Consider the following 19,368-nt stretch of genomic DNA (forward strand, 5'->3'; position numbering starts at 1 on the left):
GTTCCAGCGGGGTACTGGATGAAATAACGCATTCCGCAAGACTACCGGACAGGCACGCGGGGTCCCCAGGGTCGTCCCGCGGCGGCGGCCGGCTCGTGTGCGCGAGAAGGGGCACGAGCCGGCGACCGCACCCCGGTGACGGCGGGGCGTTCAGTTCCGGCGGCTGAACGACATCCTGGTCAGCCCCACCGCGGGCGGCACGACGGCGTCGATCGCACGAGTGACGGGGAGGAGCGCGGCCTCGATCCTCCTCCGTCCGTCTGGACGAATTCCGCCTCTACGTTCATCAGGGCCTGCGCGAGTATTTCCGGTGATATGTCGGAGCCGGTGACCTTCTTGCGCTTCCTGGTCGGCCAGTCGACGTTCCCGCCGGGCCGCTTCCGACCTCCAATATGGTCGCGGCATCGGCCGGCGCGGGGGTCGGCAGCTTTTTCAGGAAGGCCGCGCGCTTGATCCGGTGGAACGGTGTTTCGTCCCTCACGACGAGGTCGCCGCCGATATCTCGGGCCGGAAGGTGGCGCGCCACCTCGTCCCGCGTCGACATCGGGCTCGCGAACGAACTGGCCGTCCTCGCCCGGGGCCTGGGCATCAACATCTGGGGGCGTCCTGGAGGCCGCGGCCATCAAGCCCTTCGGGTGCATGCCGTTCAGCCCGGGGCCCGGGGTCGGCGGCGGACGTCGTGCTGCTGCTGGTCGACCACGACGCGTTCTCCATGGAGGACATGGCGGAGCACGCGCGGTACGTCCTCGACTGCCGGGGGCAGCGGCGCGGCGGGAACGTGGAGCTGCCCTGAGTCAGTCGTCCTCCGCGGGCAGCGGCTGCGGCGCCCACGTGCCGTCCACGTCCCGCACCAGCAACACCGTCGCCGGGCGGCGGTCGTCGCGTTCGCCCATCGGGCTCGTACCGGCCCACACCAGGTGGATGAGGGCCGCGTCCGAGCGGTTGTCGTAGCGTTCTGCGACACCGGCGCGGATGCGGCAGTCGCGCCAGCGGTCCGTGGCCGACGTGCCCTTGAAGTAGTCCGGGAAAGCCTTGCGGCCCGTGCCGGTGACGTCGGCGAGCAGGACCTTCCCGCCGAGGTCCACGAGGCGTTCCTCCAGCCTGGGCGGGATGTCCGCCTGGCGGCTCAGCCGCAGCGACTTCAGCAGGGCCGCGTCGCTGACCGACCCCGCCAGGTCGTCGCCGTCCCTGGGGGCGGAGGCGGACGGTGACGGGGACCCGGTGGTGCGGGACGGGCCGGGCGTCGGCTTCGGCCCCACCGTGGGGGTGACCTCGGGCGAGGGGGCGGCCGTCGTGGGTGACGGGACCGGTGAGCTGACCGGGGGCCGGGCCACCGGGGCCCGGCCCCCGCTCATGTCGGGCCAGAGCAGCGCGACGCCGACCACGGACAGCACCGCCGCCATGGCGAGCATCACGAGGCCGGAGCGCTCCGCGCCGGTCACTTCAGATGTCCGATGCTGTCGAGGGAACCCATCCGGACGTCGGACTCCTTGACGAAGTCGTTCGGTTTCGGCGCCTCTATCTGCCGGTTGCCGCCCAGAAAGATGGACACGTGGAAGATCCCCCTCCCGCTTCCCGGGTTGTCCGAGAAGAACAGGAGATCGCCCGGCTTGGCGTCCTTCAGGTTCCGCTGGTGGGTGACCCGCACCCTCCCGCTGTCGTGCTGCGCCTGCGCGGTGCCTCCGATCATGATGCCCACCCTCCCGTAGGCGTACTCGGTCAGACCCGAGCAGTCGAAGCCCTTGATGCCCCGGCCGGAGTGGCCGCCCGGGGAGCAGCAGATGCCGTACCCGGGGCCCAGGGTGTCCCCGCCGCCCCATGAATAGGGCTGGCCCTTCTGCGACTTGGCTGCGTCGATGATTCTCTTGGCCTTCCCGGTGGCGTTGACCGGCCCGGAGATGTCGCCCAGGGCGTCGTACTCCGCCTTGGCGTTCAGGACGTTGGTGACGTACTCCTCGGAGTGGTTGTACCGGAAGACCGCGTCGTGCTCGGTCTTCGGGTCGGACATGTCGACGGCGCCCTTGCCGCAGAGGAGCGCCGCCGTGCTCAGCGCCGAGTCGAAGACGTTCTGCGGGTCGGTGTCGCCGTCGTCGTCACCGTCCTGGGCGACGCTCTCCCAGGTCTGCGGGATGAACTGGGTGGGGCCCACGGCCCGGTCGTACGTGGTGTCGCCGTCGTACTTGCCGTTGTCGGTGTCGTAGATCCGCTGGGTGTTGTGGGTGCCGTCCAGGACCGGGCCGATGACCGGCGGTTCCACGTTGCCGTACTCGTCCCCGTACTCGTCGATGACCTTGCGGTCCATGAACGTGCCGTGGTGGGACTCGATCTTGCCGATGCCGGCCAGCAGGGTCCAGCTGAGGTTCTTGCACTTGGGGCGGACTTGCTTGATCTTCTCCTCCGCCGACAGATACGCCTCGCAGGTGGGCTTCGGGATGCCCGCCACCTTGACGCAGCTGACCTGCACCGGCACGCGTTCCTCGCTCGCCGAGCCCCCCGGGAGCATGCTCGCCGCGATGAAGACGGCGATGATGAAGAAGATCCACGGGGCGAAGGCGGTGACGGCCAAGCCGATGGCCCACTTCTTGCCACTGCTCATCGGCTCGGCCTTGGCCGCGCTCACCCGCCGCTACCCCCACCGCGTGGCGTGCGGCGGCCGCCCCGGCCGGCGGAGCGCCGTGCGTTGCGCTGCTGGTTGCGGCGGCTGTTGACCGTACCGTTCACCTGCTGGCTGCCGCTGCGCTGCCGGCTCCTGGTCTGGCGCATCCGGCGGGCGGCCTCCCGCTGCGAGTCGCGGGCGCGCTCGCCGTCGGTCGGCGGGACGCTGTCCGCGAGGTTGCGCCGCTCGGCGGCAGCGGCGTTGCGGAACCTGCTCCGGGTGACCGGGGCCTCGTTCTTCAGGTACCGGCCGGTGCGGGCCGCCGTGAGGGTGGCCCGGCCGACGCGGTTCTTCTGGAGCCGGTTCGTCGCCGCCTTCTTGAGGCGGGCCTTGAGGGCGGCCTTCGCCGTGGCCTGGACCGCGGCGCTGGTGCCGCCGGAGCCGACGGCCGCCGCGACGGTGGTGCCCAGCTTGACGGCGCCCTGGACCCGGTCCTTGAGGCGCTTCTTCGGCCTGCCGGAGCCGGAGCCGGCACCGCCGCCTCCGCCTCCGCCGCCCGATCCGCCTCCGCCGCCCGGTGCCTTGCCCTTCCAGAGGTCGCGGGCGCGGCCGCCGACCTTGCTGAGGGTGGCCCCGTCGTCCTTGAGCTGGTCCAGGCCGGACTTGCCGTTCGCGGTGGCGCCCTGGAAGGAGTTGGCGGCCACGTCGTCCGGGTCGACGTTGGTGCCGGTCTTCGTGCCCATCCGCTGGCCGAAGTTGGTGGAGATGTTCTTGGCCGCCGCGGTGATCTTCTTCCGGAAGACCAGGAAGGCCACGGCCAGGAAGTCGATGGTCAGGAACTTCACCGTCATGGTGTCGCCGGTGTCGGCGTTCAGCAGGGCGATGACCATGACCAGGAAGAAGGCCAGGAACATCACCGACAGGAAGATGGCCAGGATGACGCGTACGACCCCCGACACCCAGTTCCACATCGCGGTGCGGCCGCCGCCCGGCAGGATGCCGGCGACCATGGCCGGCTGGGCCCGGATGACTTCCAGCGCCATCCAGATCTGGGAGGCCAGGAAGGTGCAGGAGACCGCCACCACCAGCACCACGACGATGATCGCGGCGAGCGCGATGAACCAGACGCTGATCAGGTTGTCCAGCGAGGCGGAGATCTGCTGGTTGTCCATGGGGACGTCGTCGCCGCACGCCTTCTTGACCTTCGGGTCCGTCGCGCGGTCGTCGCCGTTCTCACCGCTGATGAACGTCTGCCAAGCGTCGCTCTTCCTCGCCTCCTTCTTGAACTCCTCGACGGCCTCGCGCTGTTCGTTCTTGACCACGGTGTAGATGGCCCAGGGGTTGCCCGTGGCGAGCAGGAGGTTGTTCTTCAGCCCGTCGAGGGAGAACGCGTCGCTGAAGGCGTCACCGAGCTTTTTCAGCCAGCCCTTGTTCTTCTCCTTCTCCTGCATTTCCTCGATCATCCGGGGCAGCACGAGCCGGTTGAAGTTGTAGCGGGCGAGCGTGGCCTGCCCGTACGCGGCGCTGCACGCCCCGTCGATGGGCTTGTGGGTGTACAGCAGCCACACCGGGCGCTGGATGAAGGCGTCGACGAGGCCGTCGGTGATGGGCCTGCTGACCGAGTCGCTGCCGGACCTGCCCTTCCCCTGGCCGTCGCAGGTGCTGACGGGCGCGCCCTCCTTGGCCGGGGACACCCCGTCCTTCGCGCACCTGTCCTCCAGGATCACGTCGGCGATGTCCAGGGAGAACTGCCTGGTCTTGCCGAGGACACCGCTGTTGTCCAGGTTGCCGTTCTGATCCTTCTGCCCCATCAGGACGACACCGGGGCTGGCCAGGGTGATGGTGGCGATCGAGGCGATCACGAGGGAGGTGCAGATCTCGATCCAGCCCTTGGACCGCTGCTTGAACAGGATGAGGTAGCCGGCGTACACCGCGACGATCGTCAGGAAGAGGATCTTCAGGCCCAGGCTGTCGATCACCTGGCGGCGGATCGTTCCGGCGATGTCGGAGACCGGGTCGAGCAGATACTTGGCCAGACCGAAGTCCAGGGACCAGTCGACCAGCCAGCACGCGAAGCCGATGACGGTCCGCAGGACGTTGAAGCCGACGCCGATCAGGAAGGCGATGATCTTGCTGATGACGTCGAGCATGCCGCCCTGGTCGACGTTGAGACCATAAGCGCTGATCGGGACGCCGTTCTTGTCGACCACGTCGAAGATGCCGAGGACCTTGCCGCTGTCCTTGGGCTTCGGCGGCTCGCAGAGCAGATCGGGAATCTTGTCCTTGGGGTTGCATTCGCCCGCCCAGGCATGGTGCGAGAACAGCACCATGAGCAGGATCGGCACGCCGACCAGCACCAGCAGCCGCAGCCAGGTGCGGCGCTGCTGGAGCACCCCCGTGAGTACGGTCATATGCGCTGCGCCTCCACCGCTTCCATGGCGTCGGCCGCCTCGATGGCCTCGGCGGGCTCGTCCAGCGTGGCGCGGCCCGGGGTCGTGTGGATGGCCTCGGCCGCGTGCTCGTCCGCCGGGATCAGGACCTTCATGCCGCCGATCCGCTTCTTCAGGTCGTAGTAGAGGCATTCGCCGGAACGCAGCAGCCGTTCGTCGTCGGAGACGTTGATCGGCGACAGGTTCTCGGTGACCAGCTTCAGCAGCTCCGGGTCGGTGCTGTCCAGGCCCAGGAAATCGAGGCCGCGCGCGGCCAGTTGGCGGTTGCGGTGGCGGAAGAGGAACCGGTGCGAGACCAGGCCCCGGATCTTCTCGCCGTACTCGGAGTTGGCCGGGCCGACGTCGTACGGGTCGTGGGAGCCGGCGAAGGCGCCGCAGCCGTGCTTACGGCCGTCGTTGATGATCTCCAGGAGCAGTTCCGTACCCTCGGCGGACGAGGTCAGCCACCAGCACTCGTCCAGGAAGACGCCGACGAACTCCTCCGGGTCGGCGAAGGCGATCTCGCGGCAGAGGGCGGCCACCAGATACATCAGGCGCCAGCCGAACTTCTTCTCGACCTCCAGGCTGGACAGCCGGTGGCCCTCCAGCTCGGTCTTCTTGGGCAGACCGATGTTGGCGGCGGAGAAGATGATCGTGTCGGCGTCGGTGATCTCCACGATCGGCAGGCTCGGGTCGAAGATCACCCGGCCCAGGTCCTTCTTGGCCAGCGACCGCAGCTTCCGGGCCAGTTCGCTCGCCGAAGCCCGGACGTTGTGGTCGTCCGGGTCCAGCGGATCGGGCGTCTGCGCGCGATCCGTCAGGGTCTCCAGGAGCAGCCGCATGCTGGGATCGGGCGCCTTGTGCGTGGCGTCGATGGCGTCCGCGAGCGTCACGCCCTCGGTGGACATCGAGGCGATGTCCAGCAGCGGGGTCAGGAAGGACTCGGTGTAACGGGCGGCGCGCGGGCCCTTGAAGACGCGCAGCGGGTCCAGCGACACCGAGGCGTCCTCGTCGACGGTGATCACCTGGGTCTCGCCGGGGCAGGCGCGCGCGAACCGGGCCCATTCCTGCTGGGGCGTACGGTCGATGGCCAGCGCCCGGCCGCGGCTGCGGGAGCGCCCGACGCGCCGGCCGGTCGTCAGGATCGAGTACATCGCGGTCTTCATGGCGACCGACTTGCCGGAGCCCAGCTCGCCGATGAACACGGCGGACGCCGAGGCGTTCATGCGCGGGCCCAGGCTGAAGTCGACCAGGACCGGGCGGGCGCCGCCGCCGTTGAGCTGGAGGCCGAAGAGCGAGCCGCCGTCGTCGCCGAGCGCCTGTCCGCAGAACGGCAGGGACATCGCGAAGTCCCTGGCCAGCAGGAACTGGGCGTAGTCGTTCATCACCCGGGGCGTGGCCGTGCCCGGGAGCATGCTGTGGAAGAGGGACGTCTGCTCACCGATCGGGCGGACGAGCGTGTAGTCGTTGCCGCCGAAGTGGTTGATCAGAGCGGCGGCCTTCTCCTCGGTCTCCTCCGGCGTCCCGCCCCACACGCAGGTCACCACGCTCGCCCTGATCTCGACCTCCGTCGAGGACGAGGTGAGCCGGGAGCGGTACTCGTTGAGCGCGGTGCTCGCCTTGTCCAGGCTGGCCGGGATGCCCGCCGTCTCACCGTCGTACTCCCCGCGCTGGTGCGCGAGTTCGCGGGCCTGCCGGCGCGACTTGGGCTCGGCCTTGGAGCCCTGCTCGATGTGCAGCCGGACCGCCCAGTCCACCGGGAACCCGAAGTCGTCCAGGGCGGCCAGGTATTCGCTGCCGGGGAAGGCGAAGGCGTCCGGCATCTCGGCCAGGATCGAGAACGACTGGTAGCTGTCGCCGAATTCGGTACGGGACTTCACATAGCGGTGCCGGAAGGGGTTGAGCGGGACGCCGCGCCGCTCCTGGATGCCGTCGCCGCGCCCGCCCTCGTCCAGGATCACTTCGCTGTACGCGGCCACGGGGCGCCCGCGCCCCACCACCGAGCGCGGCTCGTCGTGCTCCGGGAGCAGCGGCTCGGCCAGGCCCCGGCGCGCGCAGTGGCCGTAGATCCACAGGATCTCGCCCTCGGTGGCGGGCCGGAGCCGGATGGCGCTCGGCCAGGTCGCCGCGAGGTGCCGGGCCTGCTCGATCCGGCGCTCCTCCTCGGCCTTGCCGACCGGGGTGGTGGGCAGTCCGAGGGTGTTCATGATCTCGTAGTGGGTGGAGGACAGGACCGCGAACGCGCCCTGCTTGAAGTCGGTGTGCTTCATCGGGACGGCCAGGAAGTCGACCCGTCCCGAGAGCTCCATCTCCTCCAGCTCGTCCAGGACCCGCAGGGACAGGTCCACGTACTCCGGGGACGCGTCCAGGTCGATCCCCGCCGTCATGCGGGTGACCACGCTGGCCGCGTCCACCTGCGGGCAGAGGCTGAGCAGCAGGGCCTCGCCCTTGATCGCCTTGAACAGGGACTCCAGGGCGTTGAGCCGTTCGTGCTTGGCCGCCTTGGAGGCGTGGCTGTAGTTGTCGGAATCGACCCGCCACACGGCCCACACCGTCGCGTTGGTGGTCCAGATCAGATGGCCGCTGATGTGGCGCACGGGAAGACGCATGGCAGTTCATCCATCCTTCGGTTCAGTGCTGCCGCTCTGCTTCGTCGAGCAGTTCCTGGAGGCGGGTACGGGGCCGGGCCGGCGCGGAGCCGGCTGCGGGCGGTGCCGCCTCGGCAGGGAGCCCACCGGTACGGCCCGTCGTGGTGACGAGCCGTACCGGGCGGGCCTCGGGGGCGGGGGACGGCGCGGGCTCCGCGGGGAGCCGCACGTTGACGGTCACCCGTCCCGTCACCAGCTTGGTCTTGAAGGTCCGTTGCGGGCGGCCGGCCAGCCGGCCCCCCGGCGGTGAGGTGCCGTAGGCCAGCAGTCCGAGCAGGGCCCGCGCGGGGTCACGGCCGTCCATCCGGGCGTACCGCATCAGCCACGCGAGTCCCCACGGGACGACGACCAGGACCAGGGCGTTCCCGAGTCCGAAGAACGCCCACAGATCCCGGAGGCCCAGCAGGAGTACGAAGACCCCCACCATGGTCACGATCTGGGTGATCGTGTACGGGCCGCCGGGGATCCGCCCGCCGCCGGGGAGCTTGCCGATGACGAGAGGGTGCTTGCGTGCCCGGGTGTACGAACGCCCGATCAGCGGCTTCCCGTCGGACGGCTGCCCGCCGCTCACAGCAGGTCGGCCGGGCTCACCGCGGTGTTCAGCGGCTCATAGGGCTCGACCACGGAGATCGAGTCCTTCGGAGCGTCGGGCACCTCGCTGTCGACCATGTTGCTGAGCGCGTCCATGCTGCCGACGGCGAAGACCACGACGGCCCCCAGGATGGCGGCGGTCAGGGTGCCCGCCCAGGACTTCGTCTTCACGTACGCCATGACCGTGCCGACGATCGCCATGACCGTGGCGGCCAGGACGGCCAGTTTCTTGATGTCGCCGAGGGTGCCCTTGACCCACTTGAAGACGTCCCCGTCCACAGCCAGTTGCACCATGTCGGTGTGCTCTGCGTAACTCACTGTCATTTCCCCTCGTGTGATCAGCTGGGTGGTGCGTCGTTCCCCGGCGGCGTCCGCCGGGGCGTCTCAGGACTCGTCCGACGAGGCGTCCGGTGCGTCACCGGTGTTGTCGGCGACCGGTCCGGTCCGGTCCGGGGACAGCACCGGGGCGGTGTCGAACGACGCCACCTCCCAGCGCCCGTCCCGGGTGGTCAGGGTGAGTGCGTAGCCGAGCAGGTAGTCCTGGCCGCCGGTCGTCGCGCTCACGGAGACCAGTACGTGCCGCTGCGTGCCGTCCTCGGGGACCGCGTCCGTGTCGTCGCTGTCGGCCGCCTGGTCGTCCCGGAGGCCGGTGAGCAGGGTGGACTCGTACGGGGCGGGCGTGATAGCCGCGACCTGGAGGCCGGGGGACACGTAGCGGTTGAGCTCGCCCTGTCCGGTCAGGTAGGCCGCGAGGAAGCGGCTCACCGTGTCGGTCACGGGGTTGTCGGCGCTGACGCCCCGGTCCGATCCGTAGGCCAGGTCGCCGTGCTGGGCGGCGGCCGGGGCGTTGACCTCGGCCGGCAGGGAGGTCGCCGCGTAGAGCGCCGCCGGGCCCCGGGGTGCGGGGGCCGGGGCGGAACCGCTCGGTTGCGGCGACGCCTGGGCGGCGGGCGAGGACTGCGCCGGGGACGGGGCCGGGCCCGAGGCGGCCGGGGACGCCGGCACCTCGGTGGCCTTCGACGGGTCGATCGTGCCGCCCGCGTCCGGCGTGCCCGAGACCTGGACGCCGACCCGGTAGTAGTGCATGCCCCGGTCCTTCATCTTGCCGGCCTTGTCCTTCGCCGCGATCCGGGCCGCGACCGTCACCGACCAGTAGCCCTTCTCCGCCTGCTGGGCCGCCACGGTGACGACGTTCGACGCGGAGCGCGAGCCGGGATCGTTCGCCAGGGTCACCGGCTCGGAGTAGTACGGAAGCAGTTCCTCCTCCGTGCCCTCGCCCGCCGCCAGATACGCCGCTACGTACAGCTCGGCGAACCCCGAGGGCCCGGTGGCGGACGGGACGGAGCCGGTCCCGCCCTGCTTGCCGGACGTCGCCGGCGCCTGCGAGGAGCCGGCCAGGGCGACCGCGAAGAACCCCAGCAGCGGTCCGGCGACGACCATGATCCAGACGACGACGGTGACCAGCCTGGTGAGGCCCGCCATCTTGACGGTGGTCTGCTGCCAGCCGGTGGCCGCCTCGTCCAGCTCGTCGGTCTCCTCCTCGCCGGTGGCCTCGGCGGGCACCGCCTGGGGAGCCGTGGCGTAGCGCGAGGTGCGCGTGGCCTTCGGCTTCGGCGGTGCCTGTTCGGTGGTCTTCTGCTTCTTGTTCGCCAGCCTGAGGCCGCGCTTCATCGCATGTCTCCCTGAGCGGTCCGCAGCATCGGGTGTGCACGGGGCAGGTGGATCCGGCCGTACGGGTGTGACGTCAACAGGCCACCATCCTGGGTGACTTGTGTCACTGGTTCGTCACTTCGCTGTCGCGAACCTGTCAGGGGTCGCGAACCGGCCGGAGGCGGCGGGTCCGTCCGGGGTCGCGAACCTTCCGGAGGCGGCGGCCGTGAGCCGGCGGACGGCCCTGCTCCGGCGCTGCCGCTGCCGGGCGCCGTCCCGCGCGGAGGGGCGCGGGGTGACCGGATGGCCGGCCGGCCGGTCCCGGTAGTAGCCGGTGATGAGGCGCGCGTCCTCCACGTCCAGCGCGCCCGACTCCAGCGCCCAGACGAGGAGTTCGACCAGTTCGGCGCGGGCGTCCCAGCCCGCCGCGCGCCCCGGTTCGTCCTCGGCGAGCAGCCGGTAGTCGGCGGCCCTCGCGAGGAGCAGGGCCAGTTCGGCCTGGGAGGCGGGGCAGGGGTCCGCGGCGGAGATCCCGGCCGCGCTGTCGGGGTCGAGGGGCACGGCGGACGTGTCGTGCCCGATCAGGCGGCGCGTCAGGCGCAGGGTCTCCAGGGAGAGGTTGGCCGCGATGCGCCGGGGGCGGCGGTGGACGGGGTAGGTCCGGACGACCTCGTAGAGGGCGCCGACCGTGAGGGAGACCGTCTCCTCCCAGTCGTACTGCGGGCGCAGCTGGCTGCGGGCGATGCGTATCGCCTTCGGAAGCATCGTCTGCACCACGGTGCGGGCGGCGAGCCGGTCGCCGGGACCGCCCGTGACGGCCGCCCTGAGCAGCGGGAGCAGGATGCGGTCCTGGGCGCCGGAGGTCCGGCAGGCGCGCAGGGTGTCGAGCACGGACTGCGGGCCGGTGGGCGCCGGGGCGCCGTACCAGCGGTGCAGGTGCGGCCGGAACGTCTCGTCCTGGCTCAGGTCCGCCCACTCGGTGTTGAGGCGGCCTATGAGCCCTTGGCTTCTGGTCGGTGGTGGTGCGTTGGTGTGCATGGGATCGTCTCCCCCTGGACGCGCTGTGGAACACGGCTGATGGTGCGCCTCACCCCTTGACCGCCCCCTTGACCGCGCGGTGGATCCTTCTGGACAAGGGTGGTTGGCGGAACGGACAAGGTCTTGACCGGCCAACTCGGGGGCCGTTTCCGCTTCGTGGGCAGGGAAGTGATCGGTGTGACGGGTGAGGTGATCAGATTCTGCTCACACCCAGGTCATCAACCGGCCCTTCTGTCACCGCAGTCGGACATAGTTGTGACAGAACGGCGCCCGTTCGACCCGGCGCGGTGATGCAGAATGACGGCACATCACGTTCCGCACGCAGACGACGATGCGCACCACGGCGCATGACCAGGGGGGTCCGATGGCACGCGGGAGGAAGGCCGGCCTGATGGCCTGTTCGGGGATGGCGGTCTGCCTCCTCGTACTGGCCGCGGGCTGTGGTGCGAAGGACGACGGGAAGCCCGCCGAGCCGACGGCGAGCGCCACCAAGGACGACGGCGCGAAGAAGAAGCGCGCGGCGGCCGAGCGGGACGCGCTGGCGGCGTACCGCGGGATGTGGGAGGCCCAGACCAAGGCGTACTCCACCGGCAGCATGAAGGACGTGAAGCTGGGCGAGTACACGACCGGTGACGCCGCCGCGATGATCGTCGAAGGGTTCACGTACTACCAGAAGACGGGCATCGCCTTCACGGGCCCGCCGGTCATCTCGCCGAAGGTCACGGCCGTCGATGTGGACTCCTCGGTGCACACCGCCACGATCTCCGACTGCGTCGACGTGACGGGCATCGTGGTGCGCCGTGCGACGGGCAAACCGATTGCAGGTGCGAAGGAGGACGACCGTCGGCCCTGGACCGCGAAGGCCACCACCGCCAAGGACGGCAAGGGCGGCTGGCGGATTGTCGACTACACGATCGACAAGGACCGGACATGCTGACCCCGGTGCGGTACGCGCGCGGCGTGCTCATCGCCCTGGCCGCCGGCGCCCTGGCGCTGGCCGGCACGCAGGCAGCCGTGGCCGACGGCGACGTGAAGTGCCCGCCCGGAACGCAGGTCTGCGACATCACCGCCGAGGACCCGGGCGAGCCCGGTGACGACGGCTCCGGCGGGGGCACGGGCGGCGGTTCCGGGGGCGGCCGGAAGTGCCACCGGGAGAGCGGTCAGGAGATCCCCTGCTACGTGCCGGGGCTCGGCTTCTGGAACGAGTCCTGCTACTGGACGCTGCTCGACCCGCAGCCGGCGGCCGACGACTACATGATGTGGGGCAACCACAAGCCCGACGAGGGCGACATCTACCACCCCACGAACTGCCCGGACTTCCCGTACGAGGGCGCCGGGACCTTCGTGCCCCGTGACACGTTCTTCCCCAACGGCACGATCGGCGAGGACGCCGGGCCCACCCCGGCCGAGCTGGCCGAGCGCGCCGTCGCCCAGATGACCCTGAAGGGCGCCGACATCGGCATCGCGCCGGAGCCGGGCCTCACGGGTCTTGTCGGGCTGCCGGTCTGGATGTGGAACAAGCAGCACCCGAACACCTCCGGACCGCAGGCCAGGGCCGTCACCGCCGGGGCCGTCACGGTCACCGCCACCGCCAAGGTGTCGAAGGTCGTGTGGAACATGGGCGACGGCTCGTCCGTCACCTGCACCAAGCCCGGCGAGCCCTACCAGGCGTCGTACGGGAAGCGGGAGTCGCCCGACTGCGGGCACGTCTACCGCCACACCTCGCGCGGCCGGGCCGGAAACAAGTTCAAGGTCACCGCCACGTCCACGTGGACCATCCACTGGGAGGGCGGCGGTGAGAGCGGCGACCTGACCGAGACCCGGGAGTCCGCCACCACCGTGGCCATCGGCGAGCTCCAGGTCGTCGGCTGACGACCGGGACGTACCACCGCCCGATGACGAGCGCGCGCAGCGAAAGCACTGCTGGAGGCACCCATTGAGCAGGACCAAGACCGCCGCCCCGCCCTACCAGGGCGGCGCGCCGGGCACCCCCGTCCCCGTGGCACCCCCGCGGGCACTGAAGCAGCGACGGCGCCGCCCGGCCCTCATCGCACTGTCCCTCGCCCTGACCGCGGTCGGCGGGCTCTCCGGCGCCCTGCTGTTCACGGCGACCGGCGAGCGCACCGACGTGCTCGCCGTCAGCCACGAGGTGGCGGCCGGTGAGGTCATCGAGGACGGCGACCTCACCGAGGTCTCCATATCCCTGGACCCGGCCCTCAAGCCCGTCAGGGCGGCGGACCGGGGCAGCGTCGTCGGCAAGCGGGCCGCGGTCTCGCTCACCCCGGGCGCCCTGCTCGCCCGCGACCAGTACACCGCCACCAGCCTCTTCAAGCAGGGCGACACCCTCGTCGGCGTCGCCACCAAGCCCTCCCAGCGGCCCACCTCCGGGCTGTTCCCGGGGCGCGAGGTCCTCATCGTCAGCACCCCGGGCGAGAACGACGAGACGTCCGACGCCCCGCCGCAGACCATCGCGGCCACCGTCGTCGCGGTCGGCGACCCCGCCGACGCCACCGGGGTCGCCACCATCGACGTGGCCGTCCCGGCGACCGACGGACCGGCCCTCGCGGCGCGGGCCGCCACCGGCCGGGTGGCGATCGTCGTGAAGAGCGGGAGCGGTTCCTGATGTCCGTGATCGCGCTGGCCGGCGGGACCGGGGCCCCGGGGGTGACCAGTTCGGCGCTCGCCCTGCTGCTCGCCTGGCCCCTGGACCCCGGGCGCCGGCTGATCCTCGCCGAGTGCGATCCCGACGGCGGGGCCGTGCTCGCGGGCGCCCTCCAGGGCCGCATGGACGCCCGCTACGGGCTGCGCAACCTCGCCGTGGCCCAGCGGAAGGACGAACTGGTCGAGGCGTTCTGGCGGCAACTGGTCGACATCTCCGAGGACAACAGCAGCAGCCGGCTCCTGCTGCCCGGGATCACCGACCCCGCGCAGGCCGCCGGGCTCGACCCCGCCTGGGGCAGCCTCGCCGAACTCTTCGCCCGGATCGAGGACCACCAGCACGACGTCCTGGTCGACCTCGGCCGGCGCGGCGCGTTCGGCGTCTCGGCGGTGCTCGCCAGGCGGGCGGACGTCGTCGTGATGGTCGTCCGCAACACCCTGCGCGGGGTCCAGAGCGCCCAGGTCCGCGTCGAGGCGCTGCGCAAGTCGCTGGCCGGGCCCGGCGGCACGGGCGCCGACGCGCTCGCCGTCCTGCTGGTCGAGGGCGGCCCCTACACGTCCGGCGAGGTCGAGAAGGCGCTCGGGGTGCCGGTGCTCGCCAGGATGCCCTGGCGGCCCAAGCAGGCCGAGGTGCTGTCCGACGGGGTGGACGGCGGCAGCCGCTTCGACCGCTCCGACCTGATGCGCGCCGCCCGCGCGGCCACCGGGCCGCTGCGCGAGCGGGTCGCCCTGCGCCGCGACCGCCTCGCACCCCGCGCCCCGGGACCGTACAACCAGGGCCCGTACAACCAGCAAGGACCGTACGGGGAAGGGGACATGGCCCATGCGCGCTAACCCGCTGCACCCCGACCCCGTGCTGCACCCCGGCCCCGCCACCGAGCACACCGTCGCGTTCAAGCGCGGCGAGTTCGGCCCGCCCGTCCCGCCCCGGACCGACCCGCGCACCGGGCAGCGGCCGGCCGACGGGGTCTCCTCGATCCGGGCGATCGGCGAGACCCGCCTCCCGCAGGCCACCGTGGACCACCGGGTCGCCGGCGAGATCAAGAAGCGGGTCGCGGACCGGCTCGCCCAGGAGATCAAGGCATCGGCCCGGATGAGCCCGGAGTCCCAGGCGCAGCGCGGCCGCGCCCTGATCAACGAGGCCGTCGCCGTCTGGTCCGACGCCATCGCCGTCGAGCGCGGGGCGAGCACCACCCAGGCCGAGGACGCCGCCCTCGCCTCCGCCGTCTACGACATGCTCTTCCGGGCCGGCCGCCTCCAGCCCTATCTGGACGACGAGCGCGTCGAGAACATCCTCATCAACGGCTACGACGAGGTGTGGCTCGACTACGGGGACAGCGGGCGGGTCCGGGTCGCGCCCGTCGCCGACTCCGACGAGGAGCTCCAGGAGATGCTCCGGGACCTGGCGCGCCGCACCGGGCAGAGCGAGCGGACCCTGTCCACCGCCGACCCGTTCCTCGCGCTGCGCCTCGCCGACGGCTCCCGGCTCCAGGCCGTCACCGGGGTCACTCCGAAGACCTTCGTCACCATCCGCAGGCACCGCGTCAAGGACGTGGACCTCGACGGCATGATCCAGCTCGGCGCCATCGACGAGACCCTGGCCGCCTTCCTCGCCGCCGCCGTGCGCGCCGAGAAGAACATCATGATCACGGGCGAGCAGGCGGTCGGGAAGACCTCGCTGCTGCGCGCCCTGCTCAAGGAGATCGACCCGGACGAGCGCTTCGCCACCATCGAGACCGAGTTCGAACTCTTCGCGCACACCAACGGCTTCCACCGCCAGGTCGTGCCGATGGAGTCCCGTGAGTCCAACGGCGAACGCGGCGCCGACGGCCGGGGCGCGGGCGAGATCACCCTGCTCGACCTCATCCACCGCGCGCTGCGCATGTCGCTGTCCCGGGTCGTCGTCGGCGAGGTCCGCGGCCAGGAGATCGTCGCCATGATGCAGGCGATGACCAACGGCAAGGGCGGCAACCTCTGCACGATCCACGCCCGCCGCCCCGAGATCGTCTTCGACCGCATCGCCGAGCTGTACCTGCTGGCCCAGGACAACATGACCGAGCAGCTGGCGTACCGTCAGGCCGCCAACGGGCTGGACTTCATCGTGTTCGTCTCGATGCGCGACGAGACCCGCATCGAGGGCAGGCGCCACCGGTTCGTCTCGCACGTCCTGGAGGTCACCGGCATGGGCGAGAACGGCCGCCCCGCCACCAACCGGATCTTCGCGCCCCGCCCCGGCGAGCCGAGAGCCGTCCCGCACATGCACCCCTCCTGCCTGGAGGATCTGGTCCGGGTCGGCTTCCCCGTACACCTGCTGGACCATCCGCACGGCTCCTGGTCGCGCCCGCTGGATCTCCAGGTGATGGCCGGATGAATCTCCTGCTGATGTGGGTGCTCGCCGGACTCGCCGTCGCCGGCGGCCTGGTGGGCGTGGTCGCGGGACTGGTCGGTACGACGGCCCCGCGCCCGGTCCGCCGCTCGCGCAAGGGCCTGGGCGGCGGCGTGGCGCACGACGCGGCCATGCGCCGCCGGACCCGCTGGGTGGCGGGCGGCGTCCTCGGCCTGGCCGTCTGGGTGATCACCGGCGTCTTCACCGGCGGGCTGCTCGTCGGCGCCGCCGTGGTCGGGGTGCCCTGGCTGCTCTCGCCCACGAAGAACGCCGCCGTGCGCATCGAAAAGCTGGAGGCGCTCGGCGAGTGGACCCAGCGCCTGTCCGACGTGCTGCGGCTCGGCATGGGCCTGGAACAGGCGATGATCGCCAGCCGGCGCGGCGCGCCCACCGACCTGGAGCACGAGATCGCCGACCTCGCCGACCGCCTCCAGGTCGGCTGGCGCCCCGCCGACGCGCTGGAGTCGTTCGCCGACGCGCTGGACGACGTCACCGCCGACAAGGTGCTCGCCGCGCTGATGCTCTGTGCCTCGGACCGGGGCCCCGGCCTCGCGCAGGCGCTGGAGGACCTGTCCGAAGCGGTACGCGAAGAGGTCGGCAAGCGCCGCCAGATCGAGGCCGACCGGGCCAAGCCGCGCACCACCGTGCGGTGGATGACCATCATCACGCTCTGCGTGGTCGGGGCCGGCTTCCTCGTCCCCAGCTACACCGCGCCCTACGGCACGCTCCTCGGACAGCTCGTCCTGGCCCTGCTGACGGCGGCGTTCGCCGGGGTGCTGATCTGGATGCGCGCGCTGGCCGACCACCGCCCGGTGGCCCGGTTCCTGATCGCCGATCCGCGCAGCCGGGTCAAGCTGCCGGAACCGCCCGAACCGCTCCAGGAGGCCCAGTCGTGATACCCCCGGCCGCGATCTTCGCGGGCCTCGCCGTGGGCGGCGGCCTCGCTCTGCTCATACGTGAACTGGTCGGCCCGCAACCGGACTTGGCGGCCAGCCTGCGCCGCCTGAACGCCACCGCGCCGGAACCGGACCAGGAGACGGGCCCGGTCAGCCGGGACGACGAGTGGGGCGCCTGGCTGCTCGAACACCTCCAGGGGCTGCCCGGGGTCACCATCCCGCGCAAGGACCTGGCGCTGGTCGGCCAGACCCCCGAGCGGTTCCTGCTGCTGAAGGCGGCGCTGGCGGGCGGCGGACTGCTGATCCCGCCGTTCGTCGTCGGAGCCTGGACGCTGATGGGGCTCGGCGTGCCGTTCTACCTGCCCGTGGTGGTGGGTCTGGTGCTGGGCGTGCTGCTCTGGTTCATCCCGGATCTGTCCGTACGGGACCAGGCGGCGCGGGCGCGCGAGGAGTTCTCGCACGCGATCGCCGCCTATCTGGACCTGGTCGCGCTCAAGCGGGCCGCCGACTCCGGGCCGACCGAGGCCCTGGAGCGGGCCGCCGCGGTCGGCCGGGGCTGGGCCTTCACCCGGCTCCAGGAGGCGATGATGCGGGCCCGCGTGGACAAGGTCCCGCCGTGGGAGGCGCTGGTCCAGCTGACCCAGGAGCTGGACCTGCCGGTCCTGGAGGACGTCGCCGAGATCATGCGGATGTCGGCGCACGACGGCGCCGCCGTCTACACGACGCTGCGGGCCCGGTCCAAGTCCCTGCGGACCGAACTGCTCGCCAAACAGGCCGCCGAGGCGAACGAGAACAGCGAGAAGATGACCGCCCCCGGCGCGCTCCTCGCCGTTCTCGTGATGCTGATGGTCGCCTTCCCCGCGGTGATCAACATCATGGCCACGTAACAGCGGTAACAACCGCCTACGGGCCGAACCGCCGTCACGCCCAACCGCGTCTCCTCACAAGGGAGTCGACGCACACGAAGAGAAGGAACGAGGAGGCTCGCAGCATGAACGCGATCAACAAGCTCACGAACCGGGCCGCTGTATCCCTGACCATGGTCCTGGCGGTGCTGGCCGACCGCGTCGAGCAGGGCGCCAAGGACCCCGACCGCGGCGACGTCAGCATCACCACGGTGATCATCTGGGTCGCCGCCGTGACGGGCGCGCTGCTCATCGCGGGAACCATCGCGACGGTCATCGCCCGGTACAACGGCAAGCTGGCGGGCATCTGATGAAGCCCGCGGTCGTCGCGCGCCGCCCGCTGGACGACCGCGGCGACACCTCGGTCCAGATGGCGATCGTCTTCCCTTTCATCATCCTGCTGACGATCGCCGTGGTGCAGGTGTCGCTCTGGTACTACGCGCGCAACGTGGCCCTGACCGCCGCGCGCGAGGGCGTCGCGGCCGCCCGGGTCTACGAGTCGGGCCCGGGCGCCGGCGCGGAGCGCGCGCAGGCCGTGCTCGGCCGGATCGCGGGCAACACGCTGCTCGGCCCGTCCGTCTCCACGGGCGGCAGCACGGCGGAGCGCATCCGCGTCCAGGTCACCGGACGCGCCCCTTCGCTGCTGCCCGGGGTGCCGGGGCTGACGATCACACAGAGCGCGTCCGGACCGGTGGAGCGCTGGACGACCGGGGGATGAAGTTGAACTGGGACGACCGGGGGAGCGAGGCGATCCAGGCCGCGATCGTCACGCCGTTGATGATCATTTTCCTCTGCCTGGCCCTCGCGGGCGGCCGGGTGGTGACCGCCGGGAACAAGGTGGACGCCGCCGCCGAGGACGCGGCCCGCGAGGCGTCCATCTCGCGCACCGCCGGGGCCGCGGAGAGCAACGCCCTCGCCGCCGCGCAGGAGACCCTGGCCGACCAGGGCCTCACCTGCTCCGGCACGCGCGTCAGCGTGGACGCGTCGGGGCTCAACGCCCCCCTGGGCACCGTCGGAACGGTCCGCGTGACGGTCGCGTGCACCGTTCCGCTGTCCGACCTGATGCTGCCGGGCGCCCCCGGCAGCCACACCCTCACGTCGACGTTCACCTCGGCGGTCGACGCGTACCGGGAGCGCGACTGATGCGTACGTACGACGACCGCGGCGGCATCGCCGTCTACAGCGCCATCATCACCGTGGCGCTCCTCGCCGTCATCGGGATCACCGTGGACGGCGGCGGCAAGCTGCGCGCCACGGAGCGGGCCGACGCCATCGCGATGGAGGCCGCCCGGGCCGGCGGCCAGGCCATCGACCCCGCGCAGGCCATCCCGGGCAAGGCCGTCGTCGCCCAGCCCGCCGCCGCGCAGGCCGCCGCGCAGGCGTACCTCTCGGCGGCCGGGGCGCACGGCAGCGCGACGGTGTCGGGCGACGGGAAGCGGGTGACGGTCACCGTGACCGACACGTACGACACGCGCTTCCTCACGGTCGTCGGCATTTCCTCCATGTCCGTCCACGGGGAGGGGCACGCCACGCTCATCCACGGTGTCGTCGCCCCGGAAGGGTCGTGATCG

At 71.4% G+C, this 19,368-nt stretch carries 19 protein-coding genes; 11 read left to right on the forward strand and 8 right to left on the reverse strand.

Annotation, left to right across the window (positions count from 1 at the left end; translation table 11 throughout):
* Positions 1–794: 794 nt before the first annotated feature.
* The 8 genes from OG867_RS17605 to OG867_RS17640 all read right to left on the reverse strand — a co-directional run bounded on the left by OG867_RS17605 (position 795) and on the right by OG867_RS17640 (position 10,952).
* Positions 795–1,442 (reverse strand): hypothetical protein, encoded by a 648-nt coding sequence (locus OG867_RS17605; protein ID WP_406286486.1) that lies wholly within the window; start codon positions 1,440–1,442, stop codon positions 795–797.
* Positions 1,439–2,620, reverse strand: coding sequence for a C40 family peptidase (locus OG867_RS17610; protein ID WP_406286488.1), 1,182 nt, complete (start codon positions 2,618–2,620; stop codon positions 1,439–1,441). The genes OG867_RS17605 and OG867_RS17610 overlap by 4 nt, the downstream gene beginning before the upstream one ends.
* Entirely contained in the window at positions 2,617–5,007 is a 2,391-nt protein-coding gene (locus OG867_RS17615) for a hypothetical protein (protein WP_406286490.1), read from the reverse strand. The genes OG867_RS17610 and OG867_RS17615 overlap by 4 nt, the downstream gene beginning before the upstream one ends.
* Positions 5,004–7,634, reverse strand: a complete 2,631-nt coding sequence (locus OG867_RS17620) for an ATP-binding protein (protein ID WP_406286492.1) — start codon at positions 7,632–7,634, stop codon at positions 5,004–5,006. Before OG867_RS17620 ends, OG867_RS17615 begins: the two co-directional genes overlap by 4 nt.
* A 22-nt stretch (positions 7,635–7,656) precedes the next feature.
* A complete protein-coding gene (locus tag OG867_RS17625; protein WP_406286495.1) occupies positions 7,657–8,244 on the reverse strand; it encodes a TcpE family conjugal transfer membrane protein in 588 nt (195 codons plus the stop codon).
* Positions 8,241–8,582, reverse strand: coding sequence for a hypothetical protein (locus OG867_RS17630; RefSeq protein ID WP_328900900.1), 342 nt, complete (start codon positions 8,580–8,582; stop codon positions 8,241–8,243). Before OG867_RS17630 ends, OG867_RS17625 begins: the two co-directional genes overlap by 4 nt.
* 66 nt (positions 8,583–8,648) lie before the next feature.
* Positions 8,649–9,935, reverse strand: coding sequence for a conjugal transfer protein (locus tag OG867_RS17635; RefSeq protein ID WP_406286499.1), 1,287 nt, complete (start codon positions 9,933–9,935; stop codon positions 8,649–8,651).
* Between the two features lie 114 nt (positions 9,936–10,049).
* On the reverse strand, positions 10,050–10,952 hold the full coding sequence (locus tag OG867_RS17640; RefSeq protein ID WP_406286501.1) for a hypothetical protein: 903 nt from the start codon (positions 10,950–10,952) through the stop codon (positions 10,050–10,052).
* Positions 10,953–11,316: 364 nt separating this feature from the next.
* Here OG867_RS17640 and OG867_RS17645 point away from each other — a divergent pair, with 364 nt between their 5' ends.
* The 11 genes from OG867_RS17645 to OG867_RS17695 all read left to right on the forward strand — a co-directional run bounded on the left by OG867_RS17645 (position 11,317) and on the right by OG867_RS17695 (position 19,365).
* Positions 11,317–11,889 (forward strand): hypothetical protein, encoded by a 573-nt coding sequence (locus OG867_RS17645; RefSeq protein WP_406286503.1) that lies wholly within the window; start codon positions 11,317–11,319, stop codon positions 11,887–11,889.
* A complete protein-coding gene (locus OG867_RS17650) occupies positions 11,883–12,824 on the forward strand; it encodes a hypothetical protein (RefSeq protein WP_406286506.1) in 942 nt (313 codons plus the stop codon). Before OG867_RS17645 ends, OG867_RS17650 begins: the two co-directional genes overlap by 7 nt.
* A 64-nt stretch (positions 12,825–12,888) precedes the next feature.
* Positions 12,889–13,575 carry an SAF domain-containing protein gene (locus OG867_RS17655; protein ID WP_406286508.1) on the forward strand — a complete coding sequence of 229 codons (687 nt, stop codon included), beginning with the start codon at positions 12,889–12,891 and terminating at the stop codon, positions 13,573–13,575.
* On the forward strand, positions 13,575–14,444 hold the full coding sequence (locus tag OG867_RS17660) for a hypothetical protein (protein WP_406286510.1): 870 nt from the start codon (positions 13,575–13,577) through the stop codon (positions 14,442–14,444). Before OG867_RS17655 ends, OG867_RS17660 begins: the two co-directional genes overlap by 1 nt.
* Complete coding sequence (locus OG867_RS17665) at positions 14,434–15,981, forward strand: CpaF family protein (RefSeq protein WP_406286512.1); 1,548 nt, start codon at positions 14,434–14,436, stop codon at positions 15,979–15,981. The genes OG867_RS17660 and OG867_RS17665 overlap by 11 nt, the downstream gene beginning before the upstream one ends.
* Positions 15,978–16,892 (forward strand): type II secretion system F family protein, encoded by a 915-nt coding sequence (locus OG867_RS17670; protein WP_328900892.1) that lies wholly within the window; start codon positions 15,978–15,980, stop codon positions 16,890–16,892. The genes OG867_RS17665 and OG867_RS17670 overlap by 4 nt, the downstream gene beginning before the upstream one ends.
* Positions 16,889–17,779: a hypothetical protein gene (locus OG867_RS17675; RefSeq protein ID WP_018102191.1), complete on the forward strand. Its 891-nt coding sequence runs from the start codon at positions 16,889–16,891 to the stop codon at positions 17,777–17,779. Before OG867_RS17670 ends, OG867_RS17675 begins: the two co-directional genes overlap by 4 nt.
* A gap of 104 nt (positions 17,780–17,883) precedes the next feature.
* Positions 17,884–18,108 carry a hypothetical protein gene (locus OG867_RS17680; protein WP_018102192.1) on the forward strand — a complete coding sequence of 75 codons (225 nt, stop codon included), beginning with the start codon at positions 17,884–17,886 and terminating at the stop codon, positions 18,106–18,108.
* Positions 18,108–18,515, forward strand: coding sequence for a TadE family protein (locus OG867_RS17685; protein WP_018102193.1), 408 nt, complete (start codon positions 18,108–18,110; stop codon positions 18,513–18,515). The genes OG867_RS17680 and OG867_RS17685 overlap by 1 nt, the downstream gene beginning before the upstream one ends.
* A complete protein-coding gene (locus OG867_RS17690; RefSeq protein WP_406286515.1) occupies positions 18,512–18,940 on the forward strand; it encodes a TadE/TadG family type IV pilus assembly protein in 429 nt (142 codons plus the stop codon). Before OG867_RS17685 ends, OG867_RS17690 begins: the two co-directional genes overlap by 4 nt.
* Positions 18,940–19,365: a hypothetical protein gene (locus OG867_RS17695; RefSeq protein WP_406286518.1), complete on the forward strand. Its 426-nt coding sequence runs from the start codon at positions 18,940–18,942 to the stop codon at positions 19,363–19,365. The genes OG867_RS17690 and OG867_RS17695 overlap by 1 nt, the downstream gene beginning before the upstream one ends.
* The last annotated feature ends 3 nt before the right edge of the window (positions 19,366–19,368 follow it).

It is taken from the genome of Streptomyces sp. NBC_00209 (genome assembly GCF_045206345.1).
Lineage (GTDB): Bacteria > Actinomycetota > Actinomycetes > Streptomycetales > Streptomycetaceae > Streptomyces.